Genomic DNA, 24,401 nt, shown 5'->3' on the forward strand with positions numbered 1-24,401 from the left:
GTTCTTGCGGGAGTGCCCATGAAACGGACCACGGTGGCGGTATTGACCGCGGCCACAGTGCTGACCGCAGCGGCCTGCGGTTCGCCGGACGGATCCGCGCCCACAAAGACCGCCGACGTCGTGGCCACCACCAACGTGTGGGGCAGCGTCGCCGGCGCCATCGCCGGCCAGCACGCCACCGTGAAATCCATCCTCACCAGCCCGGTCGACGACCCGCACTCCTATGAGGCGACCCCTGCCGACGCCGCGGCGATTTCCGACGCCGCCCTGGTGGTCTACAACGGCGGCGGCTACGACCACTGGGCCGACGACATCCTGGCCGGCCACAAGAACGTCACCACGGTGAACGCCTACAGCCTGCTGCCGGCGGCCGCACCCGGCGCCGAGCCGGCCAACGAGCACGTGTTCTACGACATGGACGTCGCCAAGGCCGCGGCCGGCAAGATCGCCGACGACCTGGCGAAGGCAGACCCGGCCAACGCCGGCTCCTACCAGGCCAACGCCGCCGACTTCGGTAAGCAGACCGACGCCATAGCGGCCACCGAGCGCGCCATCGGCCAGCGGCATCCGGGCCTCTCGGTCGTCGCGACCGAACCCGTTGCGCACTACCTGCTGGCCACCGCCGGCATCGCCGACGCCACCCCGCACGGATTCGCCGAGGCCTCCGAAGCGGGCCACGACCCGTCCCCCGCCGACCTGGCCGCGGTTCTCGACCTGATCAACGGCCACAAGGTTGCCGCATTGGTGCTGAACAAGCAGACCGAAACAGCGGTCACCAAGCAGCTGCGGGACGCCGCAGGCAAGGCCTCGCTGCCCGTCGTCGAGGTCACCGAGACCCTCCCTGCCGGAGTTGACTATCTGACCTGGCAGCGCCAGACCGCGGAAGCTTTCAGCCACCAGTTGGATAACGCACCTGCCCCGGCCCGATAATCGGTAGCCGTGCCCACCGATTCCATCGCCGAGCTGACCGGCGCGCGGTTGGCGTTCGGCGATCGGGTGCTGTGGGACGGCCTCGATCTGACCGTGCGCCCAGGCGAATTCATCGCCGTGCTCGGTCCCAACGGCACCGGTAAGACCTCGCTGCTCAAGGTGCTGTTGCGGCAGCAGCCGCTCAGTGCCGGCACGCTGCGCACCCGCGGCCAGATCGGTTATGTGCCGCAACACCGTTCCCTGGACACCGGGCTGTCGCTGCGCGGCCGTGACCTGGTGGGCCTGGGGTTGGACGGAAACCGTTGGGGTTTCGCCGGACCGCGGGCGCGGGCGGCGCGGCGGGCTGTGGTGACCCGGGCGCTGGGCCAGGTGGACGGCGCCCGGCTGGCCGATGTCCCGGTCTCGGTGATGTCCGGCGGCGAGCTGCAGCGCATACGGATAGCCCAGGCTCTGGCGGCCGATCCGGCACTGCTGCTGTGCGACGAGCCGCTGCTGAACCTCGACCCGGCCAATGCCCAGCGGGTGTCCGCACTGATCGATGCACGCCGATGCCAGGCCGACACCGCCGTGCTGTTCGTCACCCACGAGGTCAACCCGGTGCTGCCATACGTGGATCGGGTGCTGTATCTGGTCGACGGACGGTTCCGGATCGGCGCCGTCGCCGACGTGATGACCTCCGCGACGCTCTCCGAGCTGTACCGGGCCGACATCCAGGTCGCTCAGATCGGCGGCCAGTATGTGGTGATCGGCGAGCACGGCACCGCCGTCGACAATTCCGAGCACGCGAGCGGGCACTGCCATGACTAGTTACTCGGCTGCGCCGTTCTTCGACCCTGCCCTGACCACCGACCTCCTGGGCCGCGGCTTCGTCCAGCAGGCAGTCCTGGCCGCCGCACTGCTGGCCCTACTGGGCGGGCTGATCGGGCCATTCATCGTGATGCGGCAGATGTCGTTCGCGGTCCACGGTTCCAGCGAGCTGTCCCTGACCGGCGCGTCGTTCGCCCTGCTGACCGGATTCAACGTCGGTATCGGCGCGTTGATCGGAAGTGCCCTGGCGGCAATACTTTTCGGCATCCTCGGGCAGCGCTCTCGGGAGCGGGACTCGGCGATCGGCGTGGTGCTGGCATTCGGGCTGGGCTTGGCGGTGCTGTTCATCCACCTCTATCCGGGCCGCACCGGAACCAGTTTCGCATTGCTCACCGGGCAGATCGTCGGCGTCGGTTACTCGGGGCTGAGCCTGCTGGCCGTCGTCACCGTGTTGGTGGTCGCCATCCTGGCGGTCTGCTACCGACCCCTGCTATTCGCCACCGCCGACCCGGAAGTGGCTGCGGCACGCGGGGTTCCGGTGCGGGCCCTGGGCATCGTGTTCGCGGCGCTGGTGGGTGTCGCCGCGGCCCAGGGCGTGCAGATCGTCGGGGCACTGCTGGTGATGTCGCTGCTGATCACCCCGGCCGCGGCCGCCGCTCGGGTGTTCAGTTCGCCCGTCACCACCCTGGTGGCCGCGGTGGTGTTCGCGGAGATCGCCTCGGTCGGCGGCATCATCCTGTCGTTGGCACCCGGAGTGCCGGTCTCGGTCTTCGTGACGTCGATTTCGTTCGGCATCTACCTGTTGTGCTGGGGCCTGGGGAACCTGCGCGGACGCTGGGGACTCAGCCGCCGGTAGCGACCGGGCGCCCCTCGGCGCTCCACTGCGACCAGGAACCCGGAAACATCGCCACGTCGCGACCCGACGCGGCCAACGCGACGACCGCGACCGCGGCCGTCACCCCGGATCCGCAATAGACGCCCTGCACACCGTCGGCCTCGAGGTCCCCGCGCACGGTGCCGTCCGCCGTCAGCAGTCCGGTACTCGGCAGGTTCACCGCGCCCGGGATATGCCCGGCAACCGGATCGACGGGCTCGACCTCGCCCCGGAAGCGCTCCGGCGACCGGGCATCGGCCAGCCCCGGCCCCAGCTCGGCGGCCTCGTCGGCGGTCAGGGTCGGCATGGCTCCGCGGTACAGGTCTTGATGGGTCACCGTGACATCGCCGGGCTCAGCCTGTCCCTCGCCACGGTCCAAGGGCCCGCCAGAGGCCGTCCACGCCGCCAGCCCACCGTCCAGAATCCGGACGTCGTCGATACCCGCGGCCCGCAGTACCCACCAGGCCCGCGCAGACCCGGCCAGGTTCCAGCCGTCGTACACCACCGTGGGCACGCCGTCCCGTACGCCCCAGCGCCGGGCCGCAGCCTGCAGCGCCGGCCCCGAAGGCAGCGGATGGCGGCCTTTGCCCTGGACCGAGTGATCGGACAACTCGTCGTCCAATGACACGTACACCGCATCGGGGATGTGTCCGGCCAGGTAGTCGTCCCGGCCGTCGGGCTGCGGCAGGCTCCAGCGCACGTCCAACAGAGTCACCGGCCCAGCGGCGATCAATCGGGCCAGCTCGAACGAGGTGATCAGGATGTCGGCGCGGGTGGACATGCTTGGAGCCTAGGCTGACGAGCGTGGCGACGGTGGGGCGAAGCGGCGGGGAAGGTCAGCCGGTGGAGCGAAGCGACGGGAAAAGACACACGGTGGACCTCAATGCCGATCTGGGTGAAGGCTTCGGCATCTGGCAGCTGGGCGACGACGACGCGATGCTCGAGGTGGTCACCAGTGCCAACATCGCGTGCGGCTTTCACGCCGGCGACCCGGCGGGCCTGCTCCGCGTGTGCCGGGCCGCCGCCGCGCGCGGGGTGCGCATCGGGGCTCAGGTCGGCTACCGGGACCTGGCAGGCTTCGGCAGACGCTACATCGACGTCGCCCCGGACGACCTGATCGCCGACGTCATCTACCAGATCGGCGCGCTGCAGGCGCTGGCACACGCGGCCGGCTCAGCAGTGGACTACGTCAAACCCCATGGCGCCCTGTACAACACGATCGTCACCGACGCCGTCCAGGCCCGCGCGGTCGCGACGGCGGTGCATGCCGCCGGCCCGTCACTGCCAGTGCTCGGACTGAGCGGCTCAGCGTTCTTCACCGCAGCGGCAGAACTCGGATTACGCACGGTCCCCGAAGCTTTCGCCGACCGCGCATACCAATCGGACGGACACCTGGTGTCCCGGCGCGAGCCGGGCGCGGTATTGCACGATCCAGCCCAGATCGCCGATCGGGTGTCCACCATGGTGCAGTCGGGCCGGGTGACCGCCATCGACGGCTCCACCATCCCAATAGCGGTGGAATCGGTTTGCGTCCACGGTGATTCACCCGGAGCAGTGCAGATCGCCGCCGCCGTGCGGGACCGCTTGAAGTCCGACGGCACAACATTGGAGGCATTCGTCTGATGCGATTGAAGCTCGGCAGACCCGACCTGGCCGCCTACGCCGACCGGTTCGATCAGCCCGCCGCCACCGACGCCTCGCCGGTGCGGGTCACCTGGGCCGGGGTCACCACCATGTTGGTCGACGATGGTCAGAGCGCGGTACTCACCGACGGCTTCTTCTCGCGGCCAAGCCTGCTCACCGTCGGGCTGGGACGACTGTCTCCGTCCGACGCCCGGATCGATTCCGGCCTGGAGCGGCTGGGCGTGAACCGCCTGGAGGCCGTGCTGCCTGTGCATTCCCACTTCGACCACGCGATGGATTCGGCCGTCGTCGCGGCGCGCACCGGCGCCCAGCTGATCGGGGGTACCTCCACCGCGAACATCGGCCGTGGTGGCGGACTGGCCGACGACCGCCTCACGGTGGCCACCCCTGGCATTCCAATCGCCTTGGGCTCCTTCGATATCACGCTCATCGACGGTACCCACTGCCCGCCGGACAGGTTCCCCGGCACCATCGACCTGCCGGTCACCTCGCCGGTTCGAGCATCCGCCTACCGCTGCGGTGAGGCTTGGTCCATGCTGATCCGGCATCGGCCGACCGGTCGCGGCCTGCTGGCCGTAGGCAGTGCCGGATTCATCCCCGGTGCGCTGGCCGGACAGCGGGCCGAGGTGGCGTATCTCGGTGTCGGGCAACTGGGTCTGCAACCCGAGCAGTACCTGAGGGACTACTGGACCGAGACGGTCCGCGCGGTCGGTGCGCGGCGCGTCGTGCTGACTCATTGGGACGACTTCTTCCGGCCGCTGGATCAACCGCTGCGGGCACTGCCCTACGCCGGCGACGACCTGGATGTGTCGATGCGCGTGTTGACCGCACTGGCCGCCGAAGACGGCGTACCGCTGCATCTTCCGATGCTCTGGCAACCGGCCGACCCCTGGCTGTGAACAACGCACTGCAGGAGATCACCAGGCTGCTGCCGGTGGTCGGGTTCTTGGCCGCGGTCCTGGTGCTGGCCAAGCTGTGCGACGACGAGGGACTGTTCCATGCCGCCGGGGTTTATATGGCCCGGCGGACAACGGGCTCGGGTGCTCGCCTGCTCACCACTGTGTTCGTCCTCGCCGCGCTGACCACAGCAGTGCTCAGTCTGGATGCCACGGTGGTACTGCTGACGCCCGTCGTCCTGACCACTGCCGGAACGCTGCAGCTGCCGGCGCGGCCGCACGGCTACGCCTCCGCGCACCTGGCCAACACCGCGTCGCTGCTGCTGCCGGTCTCGAATCTGACGAATCTGCTGGCCTTTTCGACCGCCGGCCTGGCCTTCACCCGGTTCACCGCGGCGATGACGCTGCCGTGGTTGCTGGCGGTCGCCGCCGAATACCTGGTGCTGCGTTGGGTTTTCCGACACGAGCTGCGGTCCGTACCAGCTGCCGGTACAGAGCCTCCGCCGGCCGAGATTCCGATGTTCGTACTCGTCGTCCTGGTCTGCACGTTGATCGGCTTCGCGGTGACCTCAATCCTGGGACTGGCGCCGGCATGGGCAGCATTCGCCGGCGCCGCGGTGTTGGCCCTACGTGCGCTGGTGCGCGGTCACGAGACGCCGATGGGCATCCTGCGCGCAGCGAACGTGCCGTTCCTGATCTTCGTGCTGGCCCTTGGCGGACTGGTCGCCGTGGTACTGCAACTCGGATTGGGCCACTTGATGTCTCAGGTGCTACCACACGGCAGTGGCTTGGCCGCACTGCTGGGTACCGCGGCGATCGCGGCGGTGCTGGCCAACGTGATCAACAATCTGCCCGCGGTGCTGGTGCTGCTTCCGGTGGTCGCGCCGATCGGGCCGACGGCGGTGCTGGCGGTATTGATCGGGGTGAACATCGGACCCAACCTGACCTATCTCGGTTCGTTGTCGAACCTGTTGTGGCGCAGGACGGTCCGCGGTTCACTGGATACTTCGGCCGCCGAGTTCACCCGAATCGGCTTACTGACGACGCCTTTGACGCTGTGCGCTGCCGTCATCGGGCTCTGGTTGACTGCTCCAGCACTCGGTCTCTGACTACAAGAAGCGCTAGCGGCGCTGGCGGGCGATCTCGGCCAGCACCACACCCGCGGCCACCGAGGCATTGAGCGACTCGGTGGGCCCGGCCATCGGGATCGACACGATGTGGTCACAGTTCTCCCGGACCAGACGAGACAGACCCTTGCCCTCGGATCCGACCACGACCACCATCGGCCCGGACCCATCCAGTTCGTCCAGTGTGGTGTCGCCGTCGGCATCCAATCCGACGACGGTCAGGCCGGCATTGGCCCAATCCTTCAGTGTCCGAGTGAGATTCGTCGCGCGGGCCACCCGGAGCCGGGCTGCGGCCCCGGCGCTGGTACGCCAGGCGACCGCGCTGACCGACGCCGAGCGCCGCTGCGGGATCACCACGCCGTGTCCACCGAACGCCGCCACGGAACGCACGATCGCGCCCAGGTTGCGCGGGTCGGAGATGTTGTCCAGGGCAACCAGCAAGGCCGGGGTGGAATCAGTGGTCGCCGACTTTAGCATGTCGTCCGGGTGCGCGTACTGGTAGGGCGGCACCTGCAACGCGATGCCCTGATGCATACCGTTGCTGGTGATGCGATCCAGATCGTGGCGCTGCACCTCCATGATGGCGATGCCGGAATCCGCTGCACGCGTTACCGATTCGGTCAGCCGCTCATCAGCTTCGGTGCCCAGCACGACGTACAGCGCGGTGGCCGGAACGCCGGCACGCAGGCACTCGACCACCGGGTTGCGGCCGACCACGACCTCGACGTCGTCGGTCTTCTTGTGCCGTCCCTGATTCGATCGCGCGGTCTTCGCGGCCTGCTTGTACGCCTTGTGGTTGGGTCGCTGGCTCGCCGGCGGCGTGGCACCTCGACCCTCCAGACCTCGGCGGCGTTGACCACCTGAGCCGACGGTCGGGCCCTTCTTGGTGCCGTCTTTGCGAATAGCGCCGCGGCGCTGGGAGTTTCCGGCCATCGTCATGCCCCATCAGTTAGGGCCCACTGCGGGCCATCAGCGGTGTCGGTGACCTCGATGCCAGCCGACTTGAGCCGGTCGCGGATAGCATCAGCCGCAGCCCAGTCCCGGTTCTCCCGGGCTTCCGCCCGACCCTGCAACGCCCACTGCACGAGAGCGTCGACCGCCGCCAGTGCGGCCGAGGTCTCGTCGCGCGATTCCCACCGCTCATCGAGCGGGTCACAGCCGAGAATCCCCATCATGGCCCGGATCGACGTCGCGGCGGCCATCGCGCCCTGATGATCACCAAGGTCCAACGCCCGGTTGCCTTCAGCGCGAGCGGCGTGCACCTCGGCCAGTGCAATCGGCACCGCCAAATCGTCATCCAGTGCGGCGGCGAACCTTTCGGTCCAGGTGCCGACCTCGACCGCCCCGATGCGGTTGCGCACTCGGTGCAGGAACTCTTCGATACCGGTATAGGCCTTGGCCGCATCCTGCAACGACGTCTCGGAGAACTCCAACATCGAGCGGTAGTGGGCACTACCCAGGTAGTAACGCAGCTCCGCGGCCCGAACCCGTTTCAGCACAGCGGGAATCGCGAGCACGTTGCCGAGAGACTTGCTCATCTTCTCGCCGCCCATGGTGACCCAGCCGTTGTGCAACCAGTACCGGGCGAACCCGTCACCGGCCGCATTGGCCTGGGCGATCTCGTTCTCGTGGTGCGGAAAGACCAAATCCATACCGCCGGCGTGGATATCGAATTCGGCACCCAGGTACGCCTCGCACATGGCCACGCACTCGGTGTGCCAGCCGGGACGACCCGGGCCCCAAGGCGTCGGCCACGACGGCTCGCCCGGCTTGGCGCCCTTCCACAGGGTGAAGTCGCGCGCGTCGCGCTTACCGGTCGCAACCCCTTCCCCTTGGTGCACGTCGTCGATGCGGTGTCCGGAAAGCTTGCCGTAGTCAGGCTGGCTCAGCACGTCGAAGTAGACGTCGCCGTCGGCCGCATAGGCGTGGCCGCGCGCGATGAGTCGGTCGATCAGCTCGACCATCTGAGTGATGTGTCCGGTGGCGCGCGGCTCAGCAGACGGCGGCAGTACGCCCAGCGCGTCATAGGCGGCAGTGAAGGCACGCTCGAACGTGGCGGCCCACTCCCACCAGGGACGGCCGGCGTCGGCGGCCTTGGTGAGGATCTTGTCGTCGATGTCGGTGACGTTGCGGACGAAGGCGACGTCATAGCCTTTGGCGGCCAGCCAGCGCCGCAGCACGTCGAATGCGACACCGCTACGCACATGGCCGATGTGCGGCAGGCCCTGCACGGTAGCGCCACACAGATAGATGGATGCGTGTCCGGGCCGCACCGGGGTGAAGTCCCGCACGGCACCGGTCATGGTGTCGTAGAGCCGTAGGCCCTGGAGACGGTGTTCGGTCACGACGTGCCAGCTTACCGGCCTATTCGAGCGTCATTGACCACGGCCGACCACCAGGGCCGTTGCAATCGCGGCCAGACCCTCCCCGCGGCCGGTCAGGCCAAGGCCATCAGTGGTGGTCGCCGACACCGATATGGGGGCACCCAGCAGATCGGATAACACCTGCTGGGCCTCCTCGCGTCGGGGCGAGATCTTCGGCCGGTTGCCGACCACCTGAACAGCGGCGTTGCCGATCTGAAAGCCAGCGTCGTGGACCAGCTTGTGGACGTGCCGAAGCATCTCGGCACCGGTGACACCGCGCCATTCCGGCCGGTCAGTACCGAAAACACTGCCGAGATCACCCAGTCCTGCGGCGCTCAGCAGGGCATCGCACAAGGCATGGGCGGCCACGTCGCCGTCGGAGTGGCCGGCGCAGCCGTCAGCATCGTCGAACAACAGGCATAACAGTCGACATGGCCGACCAGCCTCAATGGGATGTACGTCGGTACCGAGACCGACACGGAAATTCACTGCGGCCTTCAGGAGGCTGCGGCGAGGACCTCGTCCAGAATGATCGCGGCCTTCGCGTCATCGGTGTTCTCGGCCAGAGCCAATTCACCGACGAGGATCTGGCGAGCCTTGGCCAGCATGCGCTTCTCACCGGCGGACAGCCCGCGCTCCTGATCGCGACGCCACAGGTCGCGGACGACCTCGGCGACCTTGTTCACGTCGCCGGAAGCCAGTTTCTCCAGGTTCGCCTTGTACCGACGCGACCAGTTGGTCGGCTCCTCGGTGTGCGGCGCACGCAGCACCTGGAAGACCTTGTCCAGGCCCTCCTGGCCGACGACATCACGAACACCCACGTACTCAGCGTTTTCTGCAGGGACTCGAACAGTCAGATCACCCTGTGCGACTTTGAGCACCAGGTACTCTTTTTGTTCGCCTTTGATGGTCCGGGTTTCAATCGCCTCGATCAATGCAGCACCGTGGTGTGGGTAAACAACGGTGTCTCCGACCTTGAAAATCATCAGATTCGGGCCCCTTTCACATACCAATGTTAGCACGGAGCTACGACACGTGCGGACCAACTATGCAGGTCAGGGGCATCTCAGGTTAACGCAAGGGGTTGACAGGACGGCGAATCCATGAGTGGCGGGCGCCACAATGCCGTTATAGACGGCAAAGAAACCGCGCCGGAAAACCACACCGATCGGCGGCGATAACGGGCCTCGGCTACCGCCGTCAACCGCCACCTACTACTCTGCATAGTCGAACGCCGGACCTGTCCGGACAGCACATCGAAGTCCGCCGCGCACCCCCGCGGGCGGCGAGCAGGAGGCCTTGAGTGAACCGCACCAAATCGCGCACTTCTGCCGTCACGTCGGGCTTGGCCGCCTGCGGGCTGGTCGCCGCGGTGACACTCACCGGTTGTGGCGCCGGTCAGGTCTCACAGACCGCGAACCAGCGGCCGGCTGTCAACGGCACGGCCGCCACCATCGGCGACACCAAGGCCGGCATCGATCTGCGCAACGTCTACCTGCAGGCCAAGCAGACCCGCGACTTCGTCAAGCCGGGCAGCATGGCCGAGCTGAAGTTCGTCGCAGTCAACAAGTCCGCCGACACGGCCGACAAGCTGCTGTCCGTCACGTCCGACACCGGCGAAGTGATGGTCCGGGGCGACGGTGCCGTGCCCGCAGGCGGCTCCCTACTGGTCGGCACTCCCGACGGCAGGGATCAGTCGCTGCTGAAGTCGGACGACAGCACCGCAACCGCAGACGTCGCGCTCACCCAGCCGATCAGCAACGGGCTGACCTACAAGTTCACTTTCAAGTTCCAGAACGCCGGCGAGGCCCATGTCGAGGTTCCGATCTCGGCCGGCTCCGACCAGCGCCGCAACTGATCCGACTCGCGCGGGTCGCCTGACGCGTCCCGATGTCGGTGCCAGCCGCTAACGTCGCCGCATGGCCAGAAGCGGTTCGAAAGCACGTTCGCAATTCCGTTGTTCGGAGTGTCAGCACGTCGCCGCGAAATGGGTGGGCCGCTGCCCTGATTGCGGCACCTGGGGCACCGTCAACGAAGTCCCGGTGCTGTCCTCGCTGGTCGCACCCACCCGCCGGGCCGTGGCACCGACGTCCCCTGCCGTGCCGATCAGCTCGATCGATCCCGGCACCACCCGGCACTTCCACACCGGCATCAGCGAGCTGGACAGGGTCCTCGGCGGCGGCCTGGTCCCGGGTTCGGTGACGCTGCTCGCCGGTGACCCCGGCGTGGGCAAATCAACCCTGCTGCTTGAGGTGGCTCACCGCTGGGCCGGCACCGGTCGGCGGGCCCTGTACCTGTCCGGCGAGGAATCGGCCGGGCAGATCCGGTTGCGCGCCGAACGCACCGGATGCACGCACGACGAGGTCTACCTGGCCGCCGAATCTGACCTTCAGACCGCACTCGGGCACATCGAAGAGGTGCAGCCGTCGCTGGTGGTGGTCGACTCAGTGCAGACCATGTCGACCGCAGAGGCCGACGGGGTGACCGGTGGTGTCACCCAGGTCCGCGCAGTGACCACGGCACTGACCATGGCGGCCAAGACCACCGGTGTCGCGATGATCCTGGTCGGTCACGTCACCAAGGACGGCGCCATCGCGGGTCCACGTTCGCTGGAACACCTGGTCGACGTGGTGCTGCATTTCGAGGGCGACCGCAGCTCGGCGCTGCGTATGGTCCGCGGCGTGAAGAACCGGTTCGGCGCCGCTGACGAAGTCGGCTGTTTCATGTTGCACGACAATGGAATTGAGTGCGTCGCCGACCCATCCGGACTATTCCTGGACCAGCGTCCGGCACCGGTGTCCGGGACCGCGGTGACCGTCAGTCTGGACGGCAAGCGCCCGCTCATCGGCGAGATCCAAGCGCTCATCGGCTCGCCCGCGGCCGGCGCGCCACGGCGGGCGGTCAGCGGTATCGACTCGGCCCGCGCGGCGATGATCACCGCAGTGCTGGAGAAACGCGCCCACCTGCCGGTCGGCTCGAACGACATCTACCTGTCCACCGTCGGCGGGATGCGGTTGACCGACCCGTCGACCGATCTTGCGGTGGCCCTGGCGATCGCGTCCGCCTACACCGATCTACCGCTGCCGACCACTGCGATCGCCATCGGCGAGGTCGGGTTGGCCGGCGACCTGCGCCGAGTTACCGGAATGGACCGTCGGCTGGCCGAGGCCGCTCGGTTGGGGTTCACCGTCGCCGTGGTGCCTGCGGGCGTCATGACCGCTCCAACCGGGCTGCGGATCGTGCCTGCGGATAACATCGGCGCAGCATTGCGGGTGCTCCGCAACATCGCCGAGAATCGGTAAACCACAGCTGCCCGACGAGGCGCTGGGATCCGGGGAGGAGACCCAATGGCGGTAAAGGCGGCAGGCAGGGCTAGTCGCGGAGCTGTCGTGGAGCTGGCCCGCCCCACACTGCGCGAGACCCTGGGCAAGCTGGCACCCGGCACATCGCTGCGCGACGGCCTGGAGCGCATCCTGCGCGGCCGCACCGGTGGTCTGATCGTGCTGGGCTACGACGACAGCGTGGAAGCCATCTGCGACGGCGGGTTCCCCCTCGATGTGCAGTTCGTGCCGACCAAGCTGCGTGAGCTGTCCAAGATGGACGGTGCCGTGGTGCTGTCCAGCGACCTGACCCGGATCCTGCGGGCCAACGTGCAGTTGGTCCCGGACCCGTCCATCCCCACCGATGAGTCCGGCACCCGGCACCGCTCTGCCGAGCGAGCTGCCGTGCAGACCGGATTCCCGGTGGTATCGGTGAGTCACTCGATGAGCATTGTGACGGTGTACGTCGCCGGCGAACGGCACGTGGTGCCCGACTCGGCGACCATCCTGTCCAGGGCCAATCAGACCGTCGCCACGCTGGAGCGCTACAAGTCCCGGCTCGACGAGGTCAGCAAGCAGCTGTCGATGGCCGAGATCGAGGATTTCGTCACGCTGCGCGATGTGATGACGGTGGTGCAGCGGCTCGAGATGGTGCGCCGGATCAGCCTGGAGATCGACGCCGATGTGGTCGAGTTGGGTACCGACGGGCGCCAGTTGAAGCTGCAACTCGAAGAGCTGGTCGGCGACAACGATGCGGCGCGCGAACTGATCGTGCGCGACTACCACGCCAATCCGGAACCCCCGACCGCGGCGCAGGTCAGCGCCACGCTCGAAGAACTCGATGCACTCAGCGACAACGAGTTGCTCGACTTCACCGCGCTGGCAAGCGTTTTCGGCTACCCCTCGACTCCGGAGGCCCAGGACTCGGCCATGAGTTCCCGTGGCTACCGCGCGATGGCGGGCATCCCCCGACTGCAGTTCGCCCACGTCGACCTGCTGGTGCGTTCATTCGGATCGCTGCAGGGACTCCTCGCGGCAAGCTCCGACGACCTGCAATCGGTGGAGGGCATCGGTTCGATGTGGGCCCGCCACATCCGAGAGGGTCTGTCGCTGCTGGCTGAGTCGACTATCGCCGACCGGCTGGCCTGAGCTTCCTGGGGCGAGCGCAGCGACGGGAAATCGAGCCGGGGCGAGCGCGGCGATGCGGAATCGACTAGTTGCCGGGCGCCGGCGGGGCCGGCGGCGGGCCCTCGCCACCCGGAGCCGGCGGCGGTGCGTCACCCGCTGGAGCACCGGGAGCCGGCGGCTTGGCCTCGTTGAGGATGAACGGCACCGGCGCGGAGCGCAGATTGCCGAGCTGTACGACCAGGTTGTAGGTGCCCGCGCCGATCGCCTGCCGAGGCAACGGGCAGTTGGGCGCCGAGCCCATACCGGTCCAGGTCACCTCGGTCTGCACCTGCTCGCCCGGCTTGAACGTCTTGACCAGGGTCTCGTTGGACGGCGCGCAGTCCAGATTCGACCACAGCCGGCCGTTGTCCAGTCCGTATACGTAGGCCGCCAGGACCGCGGCACCGACGTCTCGTTTGCACTCGACCAGACCGATATTGGTGACGACCATGGTGAACTTCGGCTGATCGCCGATGACGTAGTCCGGCTGGTTGGTGATGCCCTTGACCGCCAGTGTCGAATCGGGGCAGTCGTCGCCTGCCTTGAGCACCGGCGGCGGAGTGACCGCCGGAGTCGGTGTGGGCGTGGGCGGTGGTGCCTCACCCGGTGGAGGCGCGATCGGGCTCTTCACGCCGGGCGTCTCGCCGGGCAGTGGGGTGGGGCTGGACGCCGACTTGGTGGTCAGCTGAGGCTGGGGGCTGTCGCTACCGCTGAAAGCGAAGACGCCGATGACTACGACCAGGATCAGGACGACGACACCAACACCGATCGCCAGCATCCGCCGGCGCCAGTAGATCTGGGACGGAAGCGGGCCATGCGGTTCAAGATCCGGCACATTGTCACGGTAAGGGCACGACACCTTGCGCTGTCTGACCTGGTCCGGCGTGTCGCATGTGAACCCGGCCGCGGTGGGTACCCGGCGTGGCAGAGGTCATCGCGGCTATTCGCCACGCCGGCGGTGCCGGCTATTCGCCACGCCGGCGGTGCCGGCTATTCGCCACGCCGGCGGTGCCGGTTATTCGCCACGCCGGCGGTGCCGGTTATTCGCCACGCCGGCGGTGCCGGTTATTCGCCACGCCGGCGGTGCCGGTTATTCACCGACGTCGCCGACGTGGTCGCGCTTGGCCACTCGACCGTCGGCCAGGTGGTAGGTGGCACCGACGATCGCCACCTTGCCTGCAGCCAGTCGTTCGGCGATGAGGGTCGACCGGCTGCTCAGCAGCTTGACGGTCTCGTTGACGTGCCGGGCCTCGAGCTCGTCGACCTCGGTGAGTCCCTCGCGGCGTCCCACCAGGATCGACGGGGTCACGCGTTCGACGATGTCCCGAACGTAACCACCCGGCACGGCGCCGTCGTCCAGCGCGTTGATGGTGGCCTGCACCGCGCCGCAGCTGTCATGTCCGAGCACCACGATCAGCGGAACCTCAAGGACACCCACCGCGTACTCGATGGAACCGATCACCGCGGAGTCCAGCACATGCCCAGCCGTTCGCACCACGAACATGTCACCGAGGCCCTGATCGAAGATGATCTCGGCCGCGACGCGGCTGTCGGCGCAGCCGAACAGCACGGCGGTGGGCTTCTGCCCACCGGCCAACGCAGTTCGGCGCTCGATGCTCTGGCTCGGGTGCAACGGTTCGCCCGCGACGAACCGGTCGTTACCCTCTTTCAGTGCTTTCCACGCATTTATCGGGCTGGAGTTCGGCATGTGGCCCATTGTGCACCGCGAACGCCTTGGGCTTGCCGTGACCGTCGAAGCGAACTTCATTCGGGCCGATGAACTGCTGGGGTGGTATCGCGATGCCCAACGGGATCTACTTTGGCGCCGACCGGGTGTCACCCCGTGGCAGATCCTGGTCAGCGAGTTCATGTTGCAGCAGACGCCGGTGGCCCGGGTCGAGCCGATCTGGCAGGAGTGGATAGCGCGCTGGCCCAGCCCGTCGGCCACCGCCGCCGCCAGCGCGGCAGATGTGCTGCGAGCCTGGGGCAAATTGGGCTACCCGCGCCGCGCCAAGCGCTTACATGAATGCGCGCAGGTGATCGCCACCGAACACGGAGACGAGGTGCCGGCCGACGTCGACACGCTGCTCACGTTGCCCGGTATCGGGGCCTACACGGCGCGCGCGGTGGCATGTTTCGCCTACCAGCAAGCGGTTCCGGTGGTCGACACCAACGTGCGACGCGTGGTGAACCGGGTGGCTCGAGGCTGGGCCGACGCTCCTGCACGCGCGCACGATCTGCGTGAGGTGGCCGCACTGCTGCCCGAAGACGGCACGGCGCATGTGTTTTCGGCTGCGCTGATGGAACTCGGCGCCATCGTGTGCACCGCGCGCTCGCCGAAATGCGGTGTGTGCCCACTCAGTTCGTGCGCCTGGCGGGCAGACGGATATCCGGCCTCCGAAATGCCGGCCCGTCCGGCGCAGAAATACGCGGGCACCGACCGGCAGGTTCGGGGCCGGCTGTTGGATGTGTTGCGGGACAACCATTCTCCGGTCACCAAGGCCCAGCTCGACGTGGCGTGGTTGTCCGACACCGCGCAACGCGACCGCGCATTGGACTCGCTATTGGTTGACGGATTGGTCGAACAGACGGCCGACGGTCGGTTTGCGCTGGCCGGCGAGGGTGAGATCCAGTTCACCTGAAATTCCATGAGATTGACATGAGTACGGGCCTCAGACCCCAAATCGGGTCCACAGGCACGTAGAAATGAATCATGACCAGTTACCGAATTCCAGTTGAACGAAAGATGAACTACCGCCGATGTCTGGCCGTCGCGGCTGCAACAGCCGGTGCGTTCGCCGTGGCAGCGATAGCTCCCGTCACCCAGGCGTCAGCAATGCCGACAGGTGGGGGCTCGGCCGCCGATACCGTGCATGACCTGCAGGCCCGCGGCTACCACGTACAGATCAACACCAACACCGTCTCGCCGCTGTCACAGTGTTCGGTGACCGACGTCCACGGCCTGTCCGACTCCAACATCGACCACACCGGGCACAAGATCGACCCCAGTCAATTCACCACGGTGTACGTCAACGCTTTCTGCCGCCCGCAGGGCTGAGCATCAACCGGCGCCCGTCAGGAACTCCTCGACGGCGCGCCGGTACGCGGCAGGGTTGTCGTCGTGCACCAGATGCCCGGCTCCGACAACCTCCAAATAGGTTGTTCGATAACCAGTTTCAGCCATCCGCCGCATCTGACCGGCCGGTGTCACCCCATTGCCGGCCTCGATCAACAATGTGGGCACCCGCGCTGCCGCCCACTGTTCCCAGTAGTCGCGGGTACCCCATTCGGCGGCAATCCGGACCCAGTTCCCGGCCTCGCCGTGTAGCCGCCAGCCAGTTGCGGTCCGGTCGAAGGCATCCAGAAAATATTGGCCGGCGACAGGCCCGAACATATCGAAAACCTTTTGCTGAGAATCGAATTCGATCGGCAATGCATGTGCCCACGGGTCCCATGCACCGGTGGTGAAGCCGACGAAGTCCGGCGCCATGTCCTCGATCACCAAGGCACTGACCAACTCCGGGTGCACCGCGGCCAGACACCAGCCATGCAGCGCACCCATCGAGTGCCCGACGATCCGGGCGGGCCGGCCCAGCGGTCTGATCGCGTCGGCCAAATCGGCCACGAACCTTTCGGTGCTGATCGGTTCGGTGTCGTTCACCCCGCGGCCCCGGTGCCACGGCGCGTCGTAGGTGTACACCTGGCCAAGCGCCGTCAGCCAGGGCAACTGGCGGCCCCAGGTACTCCCTCGACCCATCAATCCATGCACCAGCACAATCGGCTCGCCAGCGCCTCCGTGGGCGGTCAGCAGGTCGGTGGTCATGGGGACATCCTGCCGTCAGCGGCGCGCGGTAACCTGAACCGCATGCCCGTGGTGAAGATCAACGCGATCGAGGTTCCGGCCGACGCAGGCCCAGAGTTGGAGAAGAGGTTCGCGCACCGAGCGCACGCCGTCGACAACCAGCCTGGCTTCCTGGGCTTCCAACTGCTGCGCCCAGTCAAGGGCGAGAACCGCTACTTTGTGGTGACGCAGTGGGAGTCCGATGAGGCGTTCCAGGCCTGGGCCAACGGCCCCGCGGTCGAGGCGCACGCCGGCCAGCGCGCCAACCCGGTTGCGACCGGCGCATCGCTGCTCGAATTCGAGGTTGTGTTGGACGTTGCTGGGTCGCCCGCGCAGGACTGACGCCTGCCGCGCGGCCCTGGCTGCCGGTTGCGTCATAGCTCTGACTCTGTCGAGCGGTTGCGCACCCGGCGAGGTGCCGCGCGCCAAGGGCGCCTACGGCGCGCCCATCGACACCAACACGCCGCCGGGCATCCGGGCCAAACAGACAATGGACATGCTCAACTCGAACTGGTCCATTGAGCCGGGGAACGTGCGCACCCTGGCTGCGCCCGCTCAAGTCGACGACATCACCTACCGGCTCAAGTGGATATGGCCGGATCGCCCGTTCACCGTCAGCGGGGTCAGCGTCGGCGCTGACCAGGAGACACTGCACGTCACCAATTCTTATGGCGTCAACCAGGACATCGCCCTTCACACCGATTCCCGCGGGATGGTCGACCGACTCGAAGTGACGCTGCTCCCGCCCCCCGTGACCTCGTGGGCCGACATCGACACGCAGATCGCCAAATCCGGCGCGCACTATTCGTATCAGGTCGCCAAGATCGTCGACGGCCAGTGCGTCCAGGTGGCCGGCGCCAACGTCGACACGCCCATGCCGCTGGCGTCGATCATGAAACTGTATGTGCTGCTTGCGGTTGCCCATGCGGTGACGGCCGGAACCCTGCACTGGGACGACAAGGTGACCGTCACCGCCGAGGGCAAGAAGCTCGGATCGGCCGGGCTCGACCGGCTGCCGCTCGGTAGTGAGGTGACGATCCGCGAGGCCGCTCTGCAGATGATCTCGGTCAGCGACAACATGGCAACCGACATGCTGATCAACAAGGTCGGCCCGGCCGCGGTCGACCAGGCCGTAATCGCCGCGGGTCATCACGATCCGGCCAGCCTGACCCCGTTCCCGACCATGCACTCGATCTTCTCGGTCGGCTGGGGCAACCCCGATGTCCGCGAGCAGTGGATGCGAGCATCCAAGTCCGGCCGTGACGCACTGTTGGCCGACGCGAATTCCCGTCCGTACCTGCCGGATCCGATGCGCACCCACACACCGGCGTCGAACATCGGAGCCGAGTGGTACGGCACGGCCGCCGATGTCTGCCGCGAGCACGTCGCGGTACAGGCCGCCGCCGTCGGGGCCGCCGCACCGGTGCGCGACATCATGTCGGCCGTCTCGGGTATCGACCTGGACCGTACCAAGTGGCCATACATCGCGGCCAAGGGCGGAAACCTGCCCGGCGACATGGGATTCAGCTGGTACGCCGTCGATCACACCGGGCAGCCGTGGGTGCTCAATTTCCACGTGAAGTGGAACGAGTTCCGCGGGCAGACCGCGGCGCAGTGGCTGCTCAGTATCGCGCGACAGGCTTTCAGCCTGCTGCCGGTGCAGTGACCAGCACACAGTCCCCGCAGCAAGCGGCCCTGTCACCGGCCAGCTGATAGATCAGGCAGCAGCTGAGACGACGGAAGTTCGGACCCGAACGCAGCGCTCCCCCGTCGACCCGCGGGTCCGCCAGGATGTCGTCGGCTGCAGCCCGGGCCGCTTCGGACAGCTCGGGTCGAGCTCGGGTGACTTGCTGTGCCGCGCTGTTGGCCGCTGAACCTACATTGCCCCACAGCACTTTTCGGCTGACGTTGAATCGCTCGCAGGCTTCGGTGATCGCCTCGACCGCGGGCACTCCGACAATGTGCTCGGTGGCCACGGACAACGGGAACGGCCCGCCGAGCTCGTCCTGCCACGACAGATCGTTCAACGACCACGTCCTCGACCGCCCGAGCGCTGCCATCCCGATCATCGGTGCCAACAGCCGGGCTACCAGTCCGAGGTGGGCGACCGACGCCGCCACTCGCAGATCGATCTGCTGAGGGTCACAGCCACCGCCTGCGGCCAGCGCCTCGCGAACCCGATCGACGCGGGCACCCAGTACCGCCGGGTCGTCAACCAGTGCCGTCATCGGCTGCCAAAGCCGCGAATCATCTTGCGCTGCAATAGCAAAGAATGGTCCGAACGATGCCAACTCATCGTGCATGCTCACCGTCGCCGCCCCCACGATAGGGAGCTTCGGCGCTTCACCGTCCTGGCCCCGTCGGTGGATAAGGCAGATCGCTGCTGTTGTATGGATCGACGCGCACCGGTCGACCGATGTACGGAAACGCTCGCTGTGGACAGGCCGGACGATCGCAGATCTTGCAGCCCGCCCCGATCGGAACCGCCGCATCGGGATCAGCCAGATCGATTCCGGCCGAATAGATCAACTTCTCGGCGTAGGCGAGGTCACAGCCCAAGCCGATCGCAAAACGCTTGCGCGGTCCGCGATATCGGCTCGGGGCGGATGCCGTGGTTCGCGCGATCCAGAAATAGGAACGACCATCGGGCATCTGCGCCACCTGAGTGATGAACTCGCCGGGCCGCTCAGCCGCGTGGTGTACCACCCACAGTGGGCAGTTGCCGCCAACGCGGGAGAAGTGAAATGCCGTGGCGGACTGCCGCTTCGATATGTTCCCGGCACTGTCGGTACGGACGAAGATGAAAGGCACGCCACGCGCGTCGGGGCGCTGCAGCGTCGATAGCCGATGGCAGATGGTCTCGAACCCGACTTCGAACCGCCGCGCCAGCTGATCGATGTCGTACCGCAGTTCCTCGGCAGCGTCCAGAAATATCCGGTACGGCAGCAGTAGTGCGCCGGCGAAATAGTTGGCCAAACCGATGCGAGCGACTTCCCTTGCCTCTGAACTCAGTTGATCATCGGTGGCCACAATGGCGGAGATCAATTCGGCATGCCTCAACAACGCCACCTGAGTGGCCAGCTGGAACGCCCGCTGCCCGGGATGGAGCCAACGCGCGATATACAGCACTCCGGTATCCGGCCGGTAGGACCGCTGTGCGTTGGGGCCCAACACATCGCCGTCGTCGATCACCACCGTGACGCCGAATTCCTCGGTCAGCAAGTCGGCGAGTTGGGTGTCCAAACCGCCGAGTCGCATTCGACGTTCAGCGAACAACGACTCCGCCGCCTCATCGAGCTCACCGATGTAGTTCTTACGGTCGTAGAAGAAGTCCCGTACTTCCTCGAACGGCATCGGCTGCTGCAGAGGCACCGACGCATCGACATTGGCCCGCGTGTGCATCGCGTCGAGTTCGGTTGTGGCATCGAATAATCGGCGGTTCAGGCTGACCAGCATCTGGCCGACCGCCGGCATTCTGGCCACCAGTTCCTCGATCTGGCCCGCAGTTGCCGAAGAGTCGGTGAGAATCTCGCGAAGGTCGGACACCAGGCGCGCATCCGAATCCGGCGCGAAATAGTTGGTCGGTAGATCGAATCGTTCAGCCAACGTCAGCAGCACCGGCACGGTCACCGGGCGCTGGTCATTTTCCAGCTGGTTGACGTAGCTGGTCGACAACCCCAGGGCGCGCGCCAGCGCGACCTGGGTCAGGCCTTGTTCCTCGCGCAGCCGTCGCAGACGGGCGCCCACGAATGTCTTTGCCACCACCTGCGAGCGTAGCCCCCGTCGCTTACACAAAGTTTGCAAATCTACGGGGTAGAGGACACAAAATTACGCATTTACAGGGTCTTTCTACCGATTACCGAGCTGCGTAGCGTGCGGATCATGCAGACACACGAGGTACGCACCCGACGCAGCGCAGAAGAGTTCCCCCGCTCCGAACACCTGGCCGCCAAGATTGCCCAGGTCGCCGCCGACCCGGTCGAGGTCACGCCCGAGGTCGAAGCGATGGTCATCAACCGGATCATCGACAACGCCTCCGTCTCCGCCGCATCCGTCATCCGCCGCCCGGTCACCGTCGCTCGTACCCAGGCCCAGACTCACCGCACCCAGCGCGGCGCCACCGTGTTCGGCATCGACGGCACCTACTCCCCCGAGTGGGCGGCCTGGGCCAACGGCGTGGCCGTGCGCGAACTCGACTTCCATGACACCTTCCTGGCCGCCGAGTACTCCCACCCCGGTGACAACATCCCGGCACTGGTCGCAGTGGCTCAGCAGCTCGACGTTCGCGGCAGCGACCTGATCCGCGGTATCGCGACCGCCTACGAGGTCCAGATGGACCTGGTCCGTGGAATCTGCCTGCACGAACACAAGATTGACCACGTCGCGCACCTCGGACCGTCGGTCGCCGCGGGCATCGGCACCATGCTGCGGCTGGACCCCGAAACCATCTACGCCGCGGTCGGTCAGGCCCTGCACCTCACCACCGCCACCCGGCAGTCCCGTAAGGGCCTGATCTCCAGCTGGAAGGCCTACGCCCCGGCACTGGCCGGCAAGGTCGCCATCGAGGCCGTTGACCGCGCCATGCGCGGTGAGGGCGCGCCGGCCCCCATCTGGGAGGGTGAAGACGGCGTGATCGCCTGGCTGCTGTCCGGCCCCGAACACACCTACCAGGTGCCGCTGCCCGGACCCGGCGAGCCCAAGCTGGCCATCCTCGACAGCTACACCAAGGAACACAGCGCCGAGTACCAGAGCCAGGCTCCGATCGACCTGGCCCGCCGGATGCGGGAGCGGATCGGCGATCTGGACCAGATCGCCACCATCGTCCTGCACACCAGCCACCACACCCACGTGGTGATCGGCACCGGTTCGAACGATCCGCAGAAGTTCGATCCCGACGCCTCCCGCGAGACCCTCGACCACTCGGTCATGTACATCTTCGCGGTCGCACTGCAGGACGGCGATTGGCACCACGAGCGGTCGTACTCCCCCGAGCGCGCCCACCGGCCGGACACCATCGAGCTGTGGAACAAAATCTCGACCGTCGAAGACCCGGAGTGGACCCGGCGCTACCACTCGAATGACCCGGCGGAGAAGGCCTTCGGCGCCAAAGCCGTGGTGACCCTCAAGAGTGGCGAGATCATCACCGACGAGCTGGCAGTGGCCGACGCTCACCCACTGGGTGCCCGTCCGTTCGAGCGGGAGCAGTACCGCAACAAGTTCACCACGCTGGCAGAAGGTGTCATCGAAAGCGGCGAGCAGAAACGGTTCCTCGCCCTGGTCGACGACCTCGCCACGGTGAAGCCGGGCGGCCTCGGCGCCCTCAATCTGCGGGTCGAACAGGTGGTACTGGACAAGGCTCCGACGATCCCTTCGGGGATTTTCCGATGAGCGCCGGACTGTTGGGGTCGACGGTCTCCGCGACTGAAAAACGGGCGACACTGCGGGCGGGCTTGAATTCCGGCCGGCTGCAACGCTTCCCCGGCGCATTTTCACCACTGGTGGCAAAGCTGGTGTCCGAGATCGGTTTTGAGGGCGTCTACGTTTCCGGCGCGGTACTGTCCGCCGATCTCGGCCTGCCTGATATCGGACTGACCACGTTGAGCGAGGTGGCCGGCCGCAGCTCACAGATCGCCGCTGCCACCGACCTGCCCACTTTGGTGGACGCCGACACCGGCTTCGGCGAGCCGATGAGCGCCGCGCGCACCATCACGATTCTCGAGGATGCCGGGTTGGCCGGATGTCACCTCGAAGATCAGGTGAACCCGAAACGCTGCGGCCACCTCGACGGCAAGGCCGTGGTGCCGGCCAGCGAGATGATCAAGCGAATGCGGGCTGCGGTCGCCGCCCGACGGGACCCGAACTTCATCATCTGCGCCCGCACCGATGCAGCTGGGATCGAAGGCATCGACGCCGCCATCGACCGGGCCAAGGCCTATGCCGACGCCGGGGCCGACCTGATCTTCACCGAAGCACTTTCCACCCCCAGTGAATTCGAGAAGTTCAGGGCTGCCGTGGACACACCGTTGCTGGCCAACATGACCGAGTTCGGCAAGTCCGAATTGGTCAGTGCCAAGCAGTTGTCCGATATCGGCTACAACATGGTCATCTACCCGGTCACCACCTTGCGCCTGGCGATGTATGCAGTCGAGGTCGGCTTACGGGAAATCCACACTGCTGGAACGCAAGCCGGCCTGCTGGACCAGATGCAGCATCGCAGCCGGCTGTACGAGCTGCTGCGCTACGCCGAATACAACCAATTCGATTCCGACATCTTCAACTTCGCAGTCCAGGGAGTGAAAGCATGACCGCCACCGCCCCCGAAACACCGCGCATCTACAAGGGATTGGCCGGTGTCGTAGTCGACACCACCGCTATCTCCAAGGTCGTCCCCGAGACCAACAGCCTGACGTATCGCGGCTACCCGGTTCAGGAACTGGCCGCGCGCTGTAGCTTCGAGCAGGTCGCCTATCTACTGTGGCATGGCGAGTTGCCGACCGACCAGGAGCTGGCGCTGTTCTGCCAGCGCGAGCGCGCATACCGGCGGGTCGATCGCTCGATGTACTCACTGCTGGCCAAGCTGCCGGAAAGCTGCCATCCGATGGACGTGGTCCGCACCGCGATCAGCTATCTGGGTGCCGAGGATCCCGAGGAGGACGTCGCCACCCCGGCCGCGAACTACACCAAGTCACTGCGGATGCTGGCTGCGCTGCCGACCATCGTGGCGGCCGATATCCGCCGCCGCCAGGGGCTGGCCCCCATCACTCCGCACAGCCACTTGAGCTACGCCGAGAACTTCCTCAACATGTGCTTCGGTCAGGTTCCCGAGCCGGCGATCGTCGAGGCGTTCTCGCAGTCGATGGTGCTGTACGCCGAGCACAGCTTCAACGCGTCGACCTTCACCGCGCGGGTTGTCACCTCGACCCAGTCGGACATCTACAGCGCCGTGACCGCAGCCATCGGCGCCCTCAAGGGCTCGCTGCACGGTGGCGCGAACGAGGCAGTCATGCACGACATGCTGGAGATCGGCTCGGCCGAGAATGCATCGAAGTGGTTGCACGGCAAACTGTCCCGCAAAGACAAGGTAATGGGATTCGGGCACCGCGTGTACAAGAACGGCGACTCCCGGGTGCCGACCATGAAAGCCGCCCTGGAGCGGGTAGTGGAAGTGCGTGGCGGGCAGCAATGGCTGGACATCTACAACGTGCTGGAACGTGAGATGTTCGCCACGACCGGGATCAAGCCGAATCTCGACTTCCCCACCGGACCGGCGTACTACCTGATGGGATTCGACATCCCGGTCTTCACGCCGCTTTTCGTGATGGCTCGGATCACCGGATGGACCGCACACATCATGGAGCAGGCCGCGGCCAACGCACTCATCCGTCCCCTGAGTGAATACTCGGGCCAACCACAGCGTTCCATTGCCTGAGCG

25 protein-coding genes and 1 pseudogene are annotated in these 24,401 nt (G+C 66.7%); 16 read left to right on the plus strand and 10 right to left on the minus strand.

All coding sequences use genetic code 11. The features are described 5' to 3' along the window. The first annotated feature begins 18 nt into the window (after nucleotides 1-18). Genes ABIA30_RS11245 through ABIA30_RS11255 form a run of 3 tightly spaced genes read left to right on the plus strand, consistent with a single transcriptional unit; the run spans nucleotide 19 to nucleotide 2,593 of the window. Nucleotides 19-930: a metal ABC transporter solute-binding protein, Zn/Mn family gene (locus ABIA30_RS11245; protein WP_370065085.1), complete on the plus strand. Its 912-nt coding sequence runs from the start codon at nucleotides 19-21 to the stop codon at nucleotides 928-930. Between the two features lie 9 nt (nucleotides 931-939). Then, nucleotides 940-1,737: a metal ABC transporter ATP-binding protein gene (locus ABIA30_RS11250; protein ID WP_370065087.1), complete on the plus strand. Its 798-nt coding sequence runs from the start codon at nucleotides 940-942 to the stop codon at nucleotides 1,735-1,737. Next, nucleotides 1,730-2,593: a metal ABC transporter permease gene (locus tag ABIA30_RS11255; protein ID WP_370065089.1), complete on the plus strand. Its 864-nt coding sequence runs from the start codon at nucleotides 1,730-1,732 to the stop codon at nucleotides 2,591-2,593. The genes ABIA30_RS11250 and ABIA30_RS11255 overlap by 8 nt, the downstream gene beginning before the upstream one ends. Here ABIA30_RS11255 and ABIA30_RS11260 read toward each other — a convergent pair. Beyond that, on the minus strand, nucleotides 2,580-3,392 hold the full coding sequence (locus tag ABIA30_RS11260; RefSeq protein ID WP_370065091.1) for a sulfurtransferase: 813 nt from the start codon (nucleotides 3,390-3,392) through the stop codon (nucleotides 2,580-2,582). The genes ABIA30_RS11255 and ABIA30_RS11260 overlap by 14 nt on opposite strands. A 62-nt stretch (nucleotides 3,393-3,454) precedes the next feature. Between ABIA30_RS11260 and ABIA30_RS11265 the strand changes: the two genes are divergently transcribed. The 3 genes and pseudogenes from ABIA30_RS11265 to ABIA30_RS11275 all read left to right on the plus strand — a co-directional run. After that, entirely contained in the window at nucleotides 3,455-4,234 is a 780-nt protein-coding gene (locus ABIA30_RS11265; protein ID WP_370065093.1) for a LamB/YcsF family protein, read from the plus strand. Further along, nucleotides 4,234-5,154, plus strand: a complete 921-nt coding sequence (locus tag ABIA30_RS11270; protein WP_370065095.1) for an MBL fold metallo-hydrolase — start codon at nucleotides 4,234-4,236, stop codon at nucleotides 5,152-5,154. Before ABIA30_RS11265 ends, ABIA30_RS11270 begins: the two co-directional genes overlap by 1 nt. After that, nucleotides 5,145-6,260, plus strand: a pseudogene (locus ABIA30_RS11275) (SLC13 family permease); the annotation flags it as partial. The gene ABIA30_RS11270 and the pseudogene ABIA30_RS11275, both read left to right, overlap by 10 nt. 12 nt (nucleotides 6,261-6,272) lie before the next feature. On the opposite strand, the gene rlmB reads toward ABIA30_RS11275, so the two are convergent. The 4 genes from rlmB to carD are packed head-to-tail and all read right to left on the minus strand — an operon-like array spanning nucleotide 6,273 to nucleotide 9,627. Then, entirely contained in the window at nucleotides 6,273-7,211 is a 939-nt protein-coding gene (gene rlmB / locus ABIA30_RS11280; protein ID WP_370065530.1) for a 23S rRNA (guanosine(2251)-2'-O)-methyltransferase RlmB, read from the minus strand. A gap of 2 nt (nucleotides 7,212-7,213) precedes the next feature. Next, entirely contained in the window at nucleotides 7,214-8,623 is a 1,410-nt protein-coding gene (gene cysS, locus ABIA30_RS11285; protein ID WP_370065097.1) for a cysteine--tRNA ligase, read from the minus strand. Nucleotides 8,624-8,653: 30 nt separating this feature from the next. Further along, on the minus strand, nucleotides 8,654-9,130 hold the full coding sequence (gene ispF / locus ABIA30_RS11290; RefSeq protein ID WP_370065099.1) for a 2-C-methyl-D-erythritol 2,4-cyclodiphosphate synthase: 477 nt from the start codon (nucleotides 9,128-9,130) through the stop codon (nucleotides 8,654-8,656). Nucleotides 9,131-9,138: 8 nt separating this feature from the next. After that, nucleotides 9,139-9,627: an RNA polymerase-binding transcription factor CarD gene (gene carD / locus ABIA30_RS11295; RefSeq protein WP_015309632.1), complete on the minus strand. Its 489-nt coding sequence runs from the start codon at nucleotides 9,625-9,627 to the stop codon at nucleotides 9,139-9,141. Nucleotides 9,628-9,944: 317 nt separating this feature from the next. On the opposite strand from carD, the gene ABIA30_RS11300 reads away from it, so the two are divergent. The 3 genes from ABIA30_RS11300 to disA all read left to right on the plus strand — a co-directional run bounded on the left by ABIA30_RS11300 (nucleotide 9,945) and on the right by disA (nucleotide 13,110). Further along, nucleotides 9,945-10,499 (plus strand): hypothetical protein, encoded by a 555-nt coding sequence (locus ABIA30_RS11300; protein WP_370065102.1) that lies wholly within the window; start codon nucleotides 9,945-9,947, stop codon nucleotides 10,497-10,499. A gap of 61 nt (nucleotides 10,500-10,560) precedes the next feature. After that, nucleotides 10,561-11,943, plus strand: coding sequence for a DNA repair protein RadA (radA, locus tag ABIA30_RS11305; RefSeq protein WP_370065104.1), 1,383 nt, complete (start codon nucleotides 10,561-10,563; stop codon nucleotides 11,941-11,943). A gap of 45 nt (nucleotides 11,944-11,988) precedes the next feature. Beyond that, on the plus strand, nucleotides 11,989-13,110 hold the full coding sequence (gene disA / locus ABIA30_RS11310; protein WP_370065106.1) for a DNA integrity scanning diadenylate cyclase DisA: 1,122 nt from the start codon (nucleotides 11,989-11,991) through the stop codon (nucleotides 13,108-13,110). A 64-nt stretch (nucleotides 13,111-13,174) separates the two neighbouring features. On the opposite strand, the gene ABIA30_RS11315 is transcribed toward disA, so the two are convergent. Both ABIA30_RS11315 and ABIA30_RS11320 read right to left on the minus strand, forming a co-directional pair. After that, nucleotides 13,175-13,963: a hypothetical protein gene (locus ABIA30_RS11315; protein WP_370065108.1), complete on the minus strand. Its 789-nt coding sequence runs from the start codon at nucleotides 13,961-13,963 to the stop codon at nucleotides 13,175-13,177. A 255-nt stretch (nucleotides 13,964-14,218) separates the two neighbouring features. Beyond that, entirely contained in the window at nucleotides 14,219-14,836 is a 618-nt protein-coding gene (locus tag ABIA30_RS11320) for a carbonic anhydrase (protein WP_370065110.1), read from the minus strand. Here ABIA30_RS11320 and ABIA30_RS11325 point away from each other — a divergent pair. Continuing rightward, the gene (locus ABIA30_RS11325) at nucleotides 14,835-15,770 is read left to right on the plus strand and encodes an A/G-specific adenine glycosylase (RefSeq protein WP_370065112.1); all 936 of its coding nucleotides are present in this window, start codon (nucleotides 14,835-14,837) and stop codon (nucleotides 15,768-15,770) included. The genes ABIA30_RS11320 and ABIA30_RS11325 overlap by 2 nt on opposite strands. Nucleotides 15,771-15,841: 71 nt before the next feature. After that, nucleotides 15,842-16,186: a hypothetical protein gene (locus ABIA30_RS11330; RefSeq protein ID WP_370065114.1), complete on the plus strand. Its 345-nt coding sequence runs from the start codon at nucleotides 15,842-15,844 to the stop codon at nucleotides 16,184-16,186. Between the two features lie 3 nt (nucleotides 16,187-16,189). Here the strand turns inward: ABIA30_RS11330 and ABIA30_RS11335 are convergent, their stop codons facing one another. Next, nucleotides 16,190-16,951, minus strand: coding sequence for an alpha/beta fold hydrolase (locus ABIA30_RS11335; RefSeq protein WP_370065116.1), 762 nt, complete (start codon nucleotides 16,949-16,951; stop codon nucleotides 16,190-16,192). A gap of 42 nt (nucleotides 16,952-16,993) precedes the next feature. Between ABIA30_RS11335 and mhuD the strand changes: the two genes are divergently transcribed. Together mhuD and ABIA30_RS11345 are read left to right on the plus strand one after the other, a co-directional pair. Then, a complete protein-coding gene (gene mhuD / locus ABIA30_RS11340) occupies nucleotides 16,994-17,311 on the plus strand; it encodes a mycobilin-forming heme oxygenase MhuD (protein WP_370065118.1) in 318 nt (105 codons plus the stop codon). 73 nt (nucleotides 17,312-17,384) lie between these two features. Continuing rightward, complete coding sequence (locus ABIA30_RS11345) at nucleotides 17,385-18,635, plus strand: serine hydrolase (RefSeq protein WP_370065120.1); 1,251 nt, start codon at nucleotides 17,385-17,387, stop codon at nucleotides 18,633-18,635. Here ABIA30_RS11345 and ABIA30_RS11350 read toward each other — a convergent pair. Continuing rightward, nucleotides 18,613-19,272, minus strand: coding sequence for a (2Fe-2S)-binding protein (locus tag ABIA30_RS11350; RefSeq protein ID WP_370065532.1), 660 nt, complete (start codon nucleotides 19,270-19,272; stop codon nucleotides 18,613-18,615). The two genes, ABIA30_RS11345 and ABIA30_RS11350, sit on opposite strands and share 23 nt — an antisense overlap. Before the next feature lie 40 nt (nucleotides 19,273-19,312). Further along, nucleotides 19,313-20,731, minus strand: a complete 1,419-nt coding sequence (locus tag ABIA30_RS11355) for a short-chain fatty acyl-CoA regulator family protein (RefSeq protein WP_370065122.1) — start codon at nucleotides 20,729-20,731, stop codon at nucleotides 19,313-19,315. Between the two features lie 120 nt (nucleotides 20,732-20,851). On the opposite strand from ABIA30_RS11355, the gene prpD reads away from it, so the two are divergent. The 3 genes from prpD to ABIA30_RS11370 are packed head-to-tail and all read left to right on the plus strand — an operon-like array spanning nucleotide 20,852 to nucleotide 24,398. After that, nucleotides 20,852-22,357 (plus strand): 2-methylcitrate dehydratase PrpD, encoded by a 1,506-nt coding sequence (prpD, locus tag ABIA30_RS11360; RefSeq protein ID WP_370065125.1) that lies wholly within the window; start codon nucleotides 20,852-20,854, stop codon nucleotides 22,355-22,357. Beyond that, nucleotides 22,354-23,274: a methylisocitrate lyase gene (prpB, locus tag ABIA30_RS11365; protein WP_370065127.1), complete on the plus strand. Its 921-nt coding sequence runs from the start codon at nucleotides 22,354-22,356 to the stop codon at nucleotides 23,272-23,274. The genes prpD and prpB overlap by 4 nt, the downstream gene beginning before the upstream one ends. Next, nucleotides 23,271-24,398: a bifunctional 2-methylcitrate synthase/citrate synthase gene (locus ABIA30_RS11370; RefSeq protein WP_370065129.1), complete on the plus strand. Its 1,128-nt coding sequence runs from the start codon at nucleotides 23,271-23,273 to the stop codon at nucleotides 24,396-24,398. Before prpB ends, ABIA30_RS11370 begins: the two co-directional genes overlap by 4 nt. Nucleotides 24,399-24,401: the final 3 nt, after the last annotated feature.

The sequence above is a fragment of the Mycobacterium sp. MAA66 genome, assembly GCF_041261665.1.
Taxonomy (GTDB): Bacteria; Actinomycetota; Actinomycetes; order Mycobacteriales; family Mycobacteriaceae; genus Mycobacterium.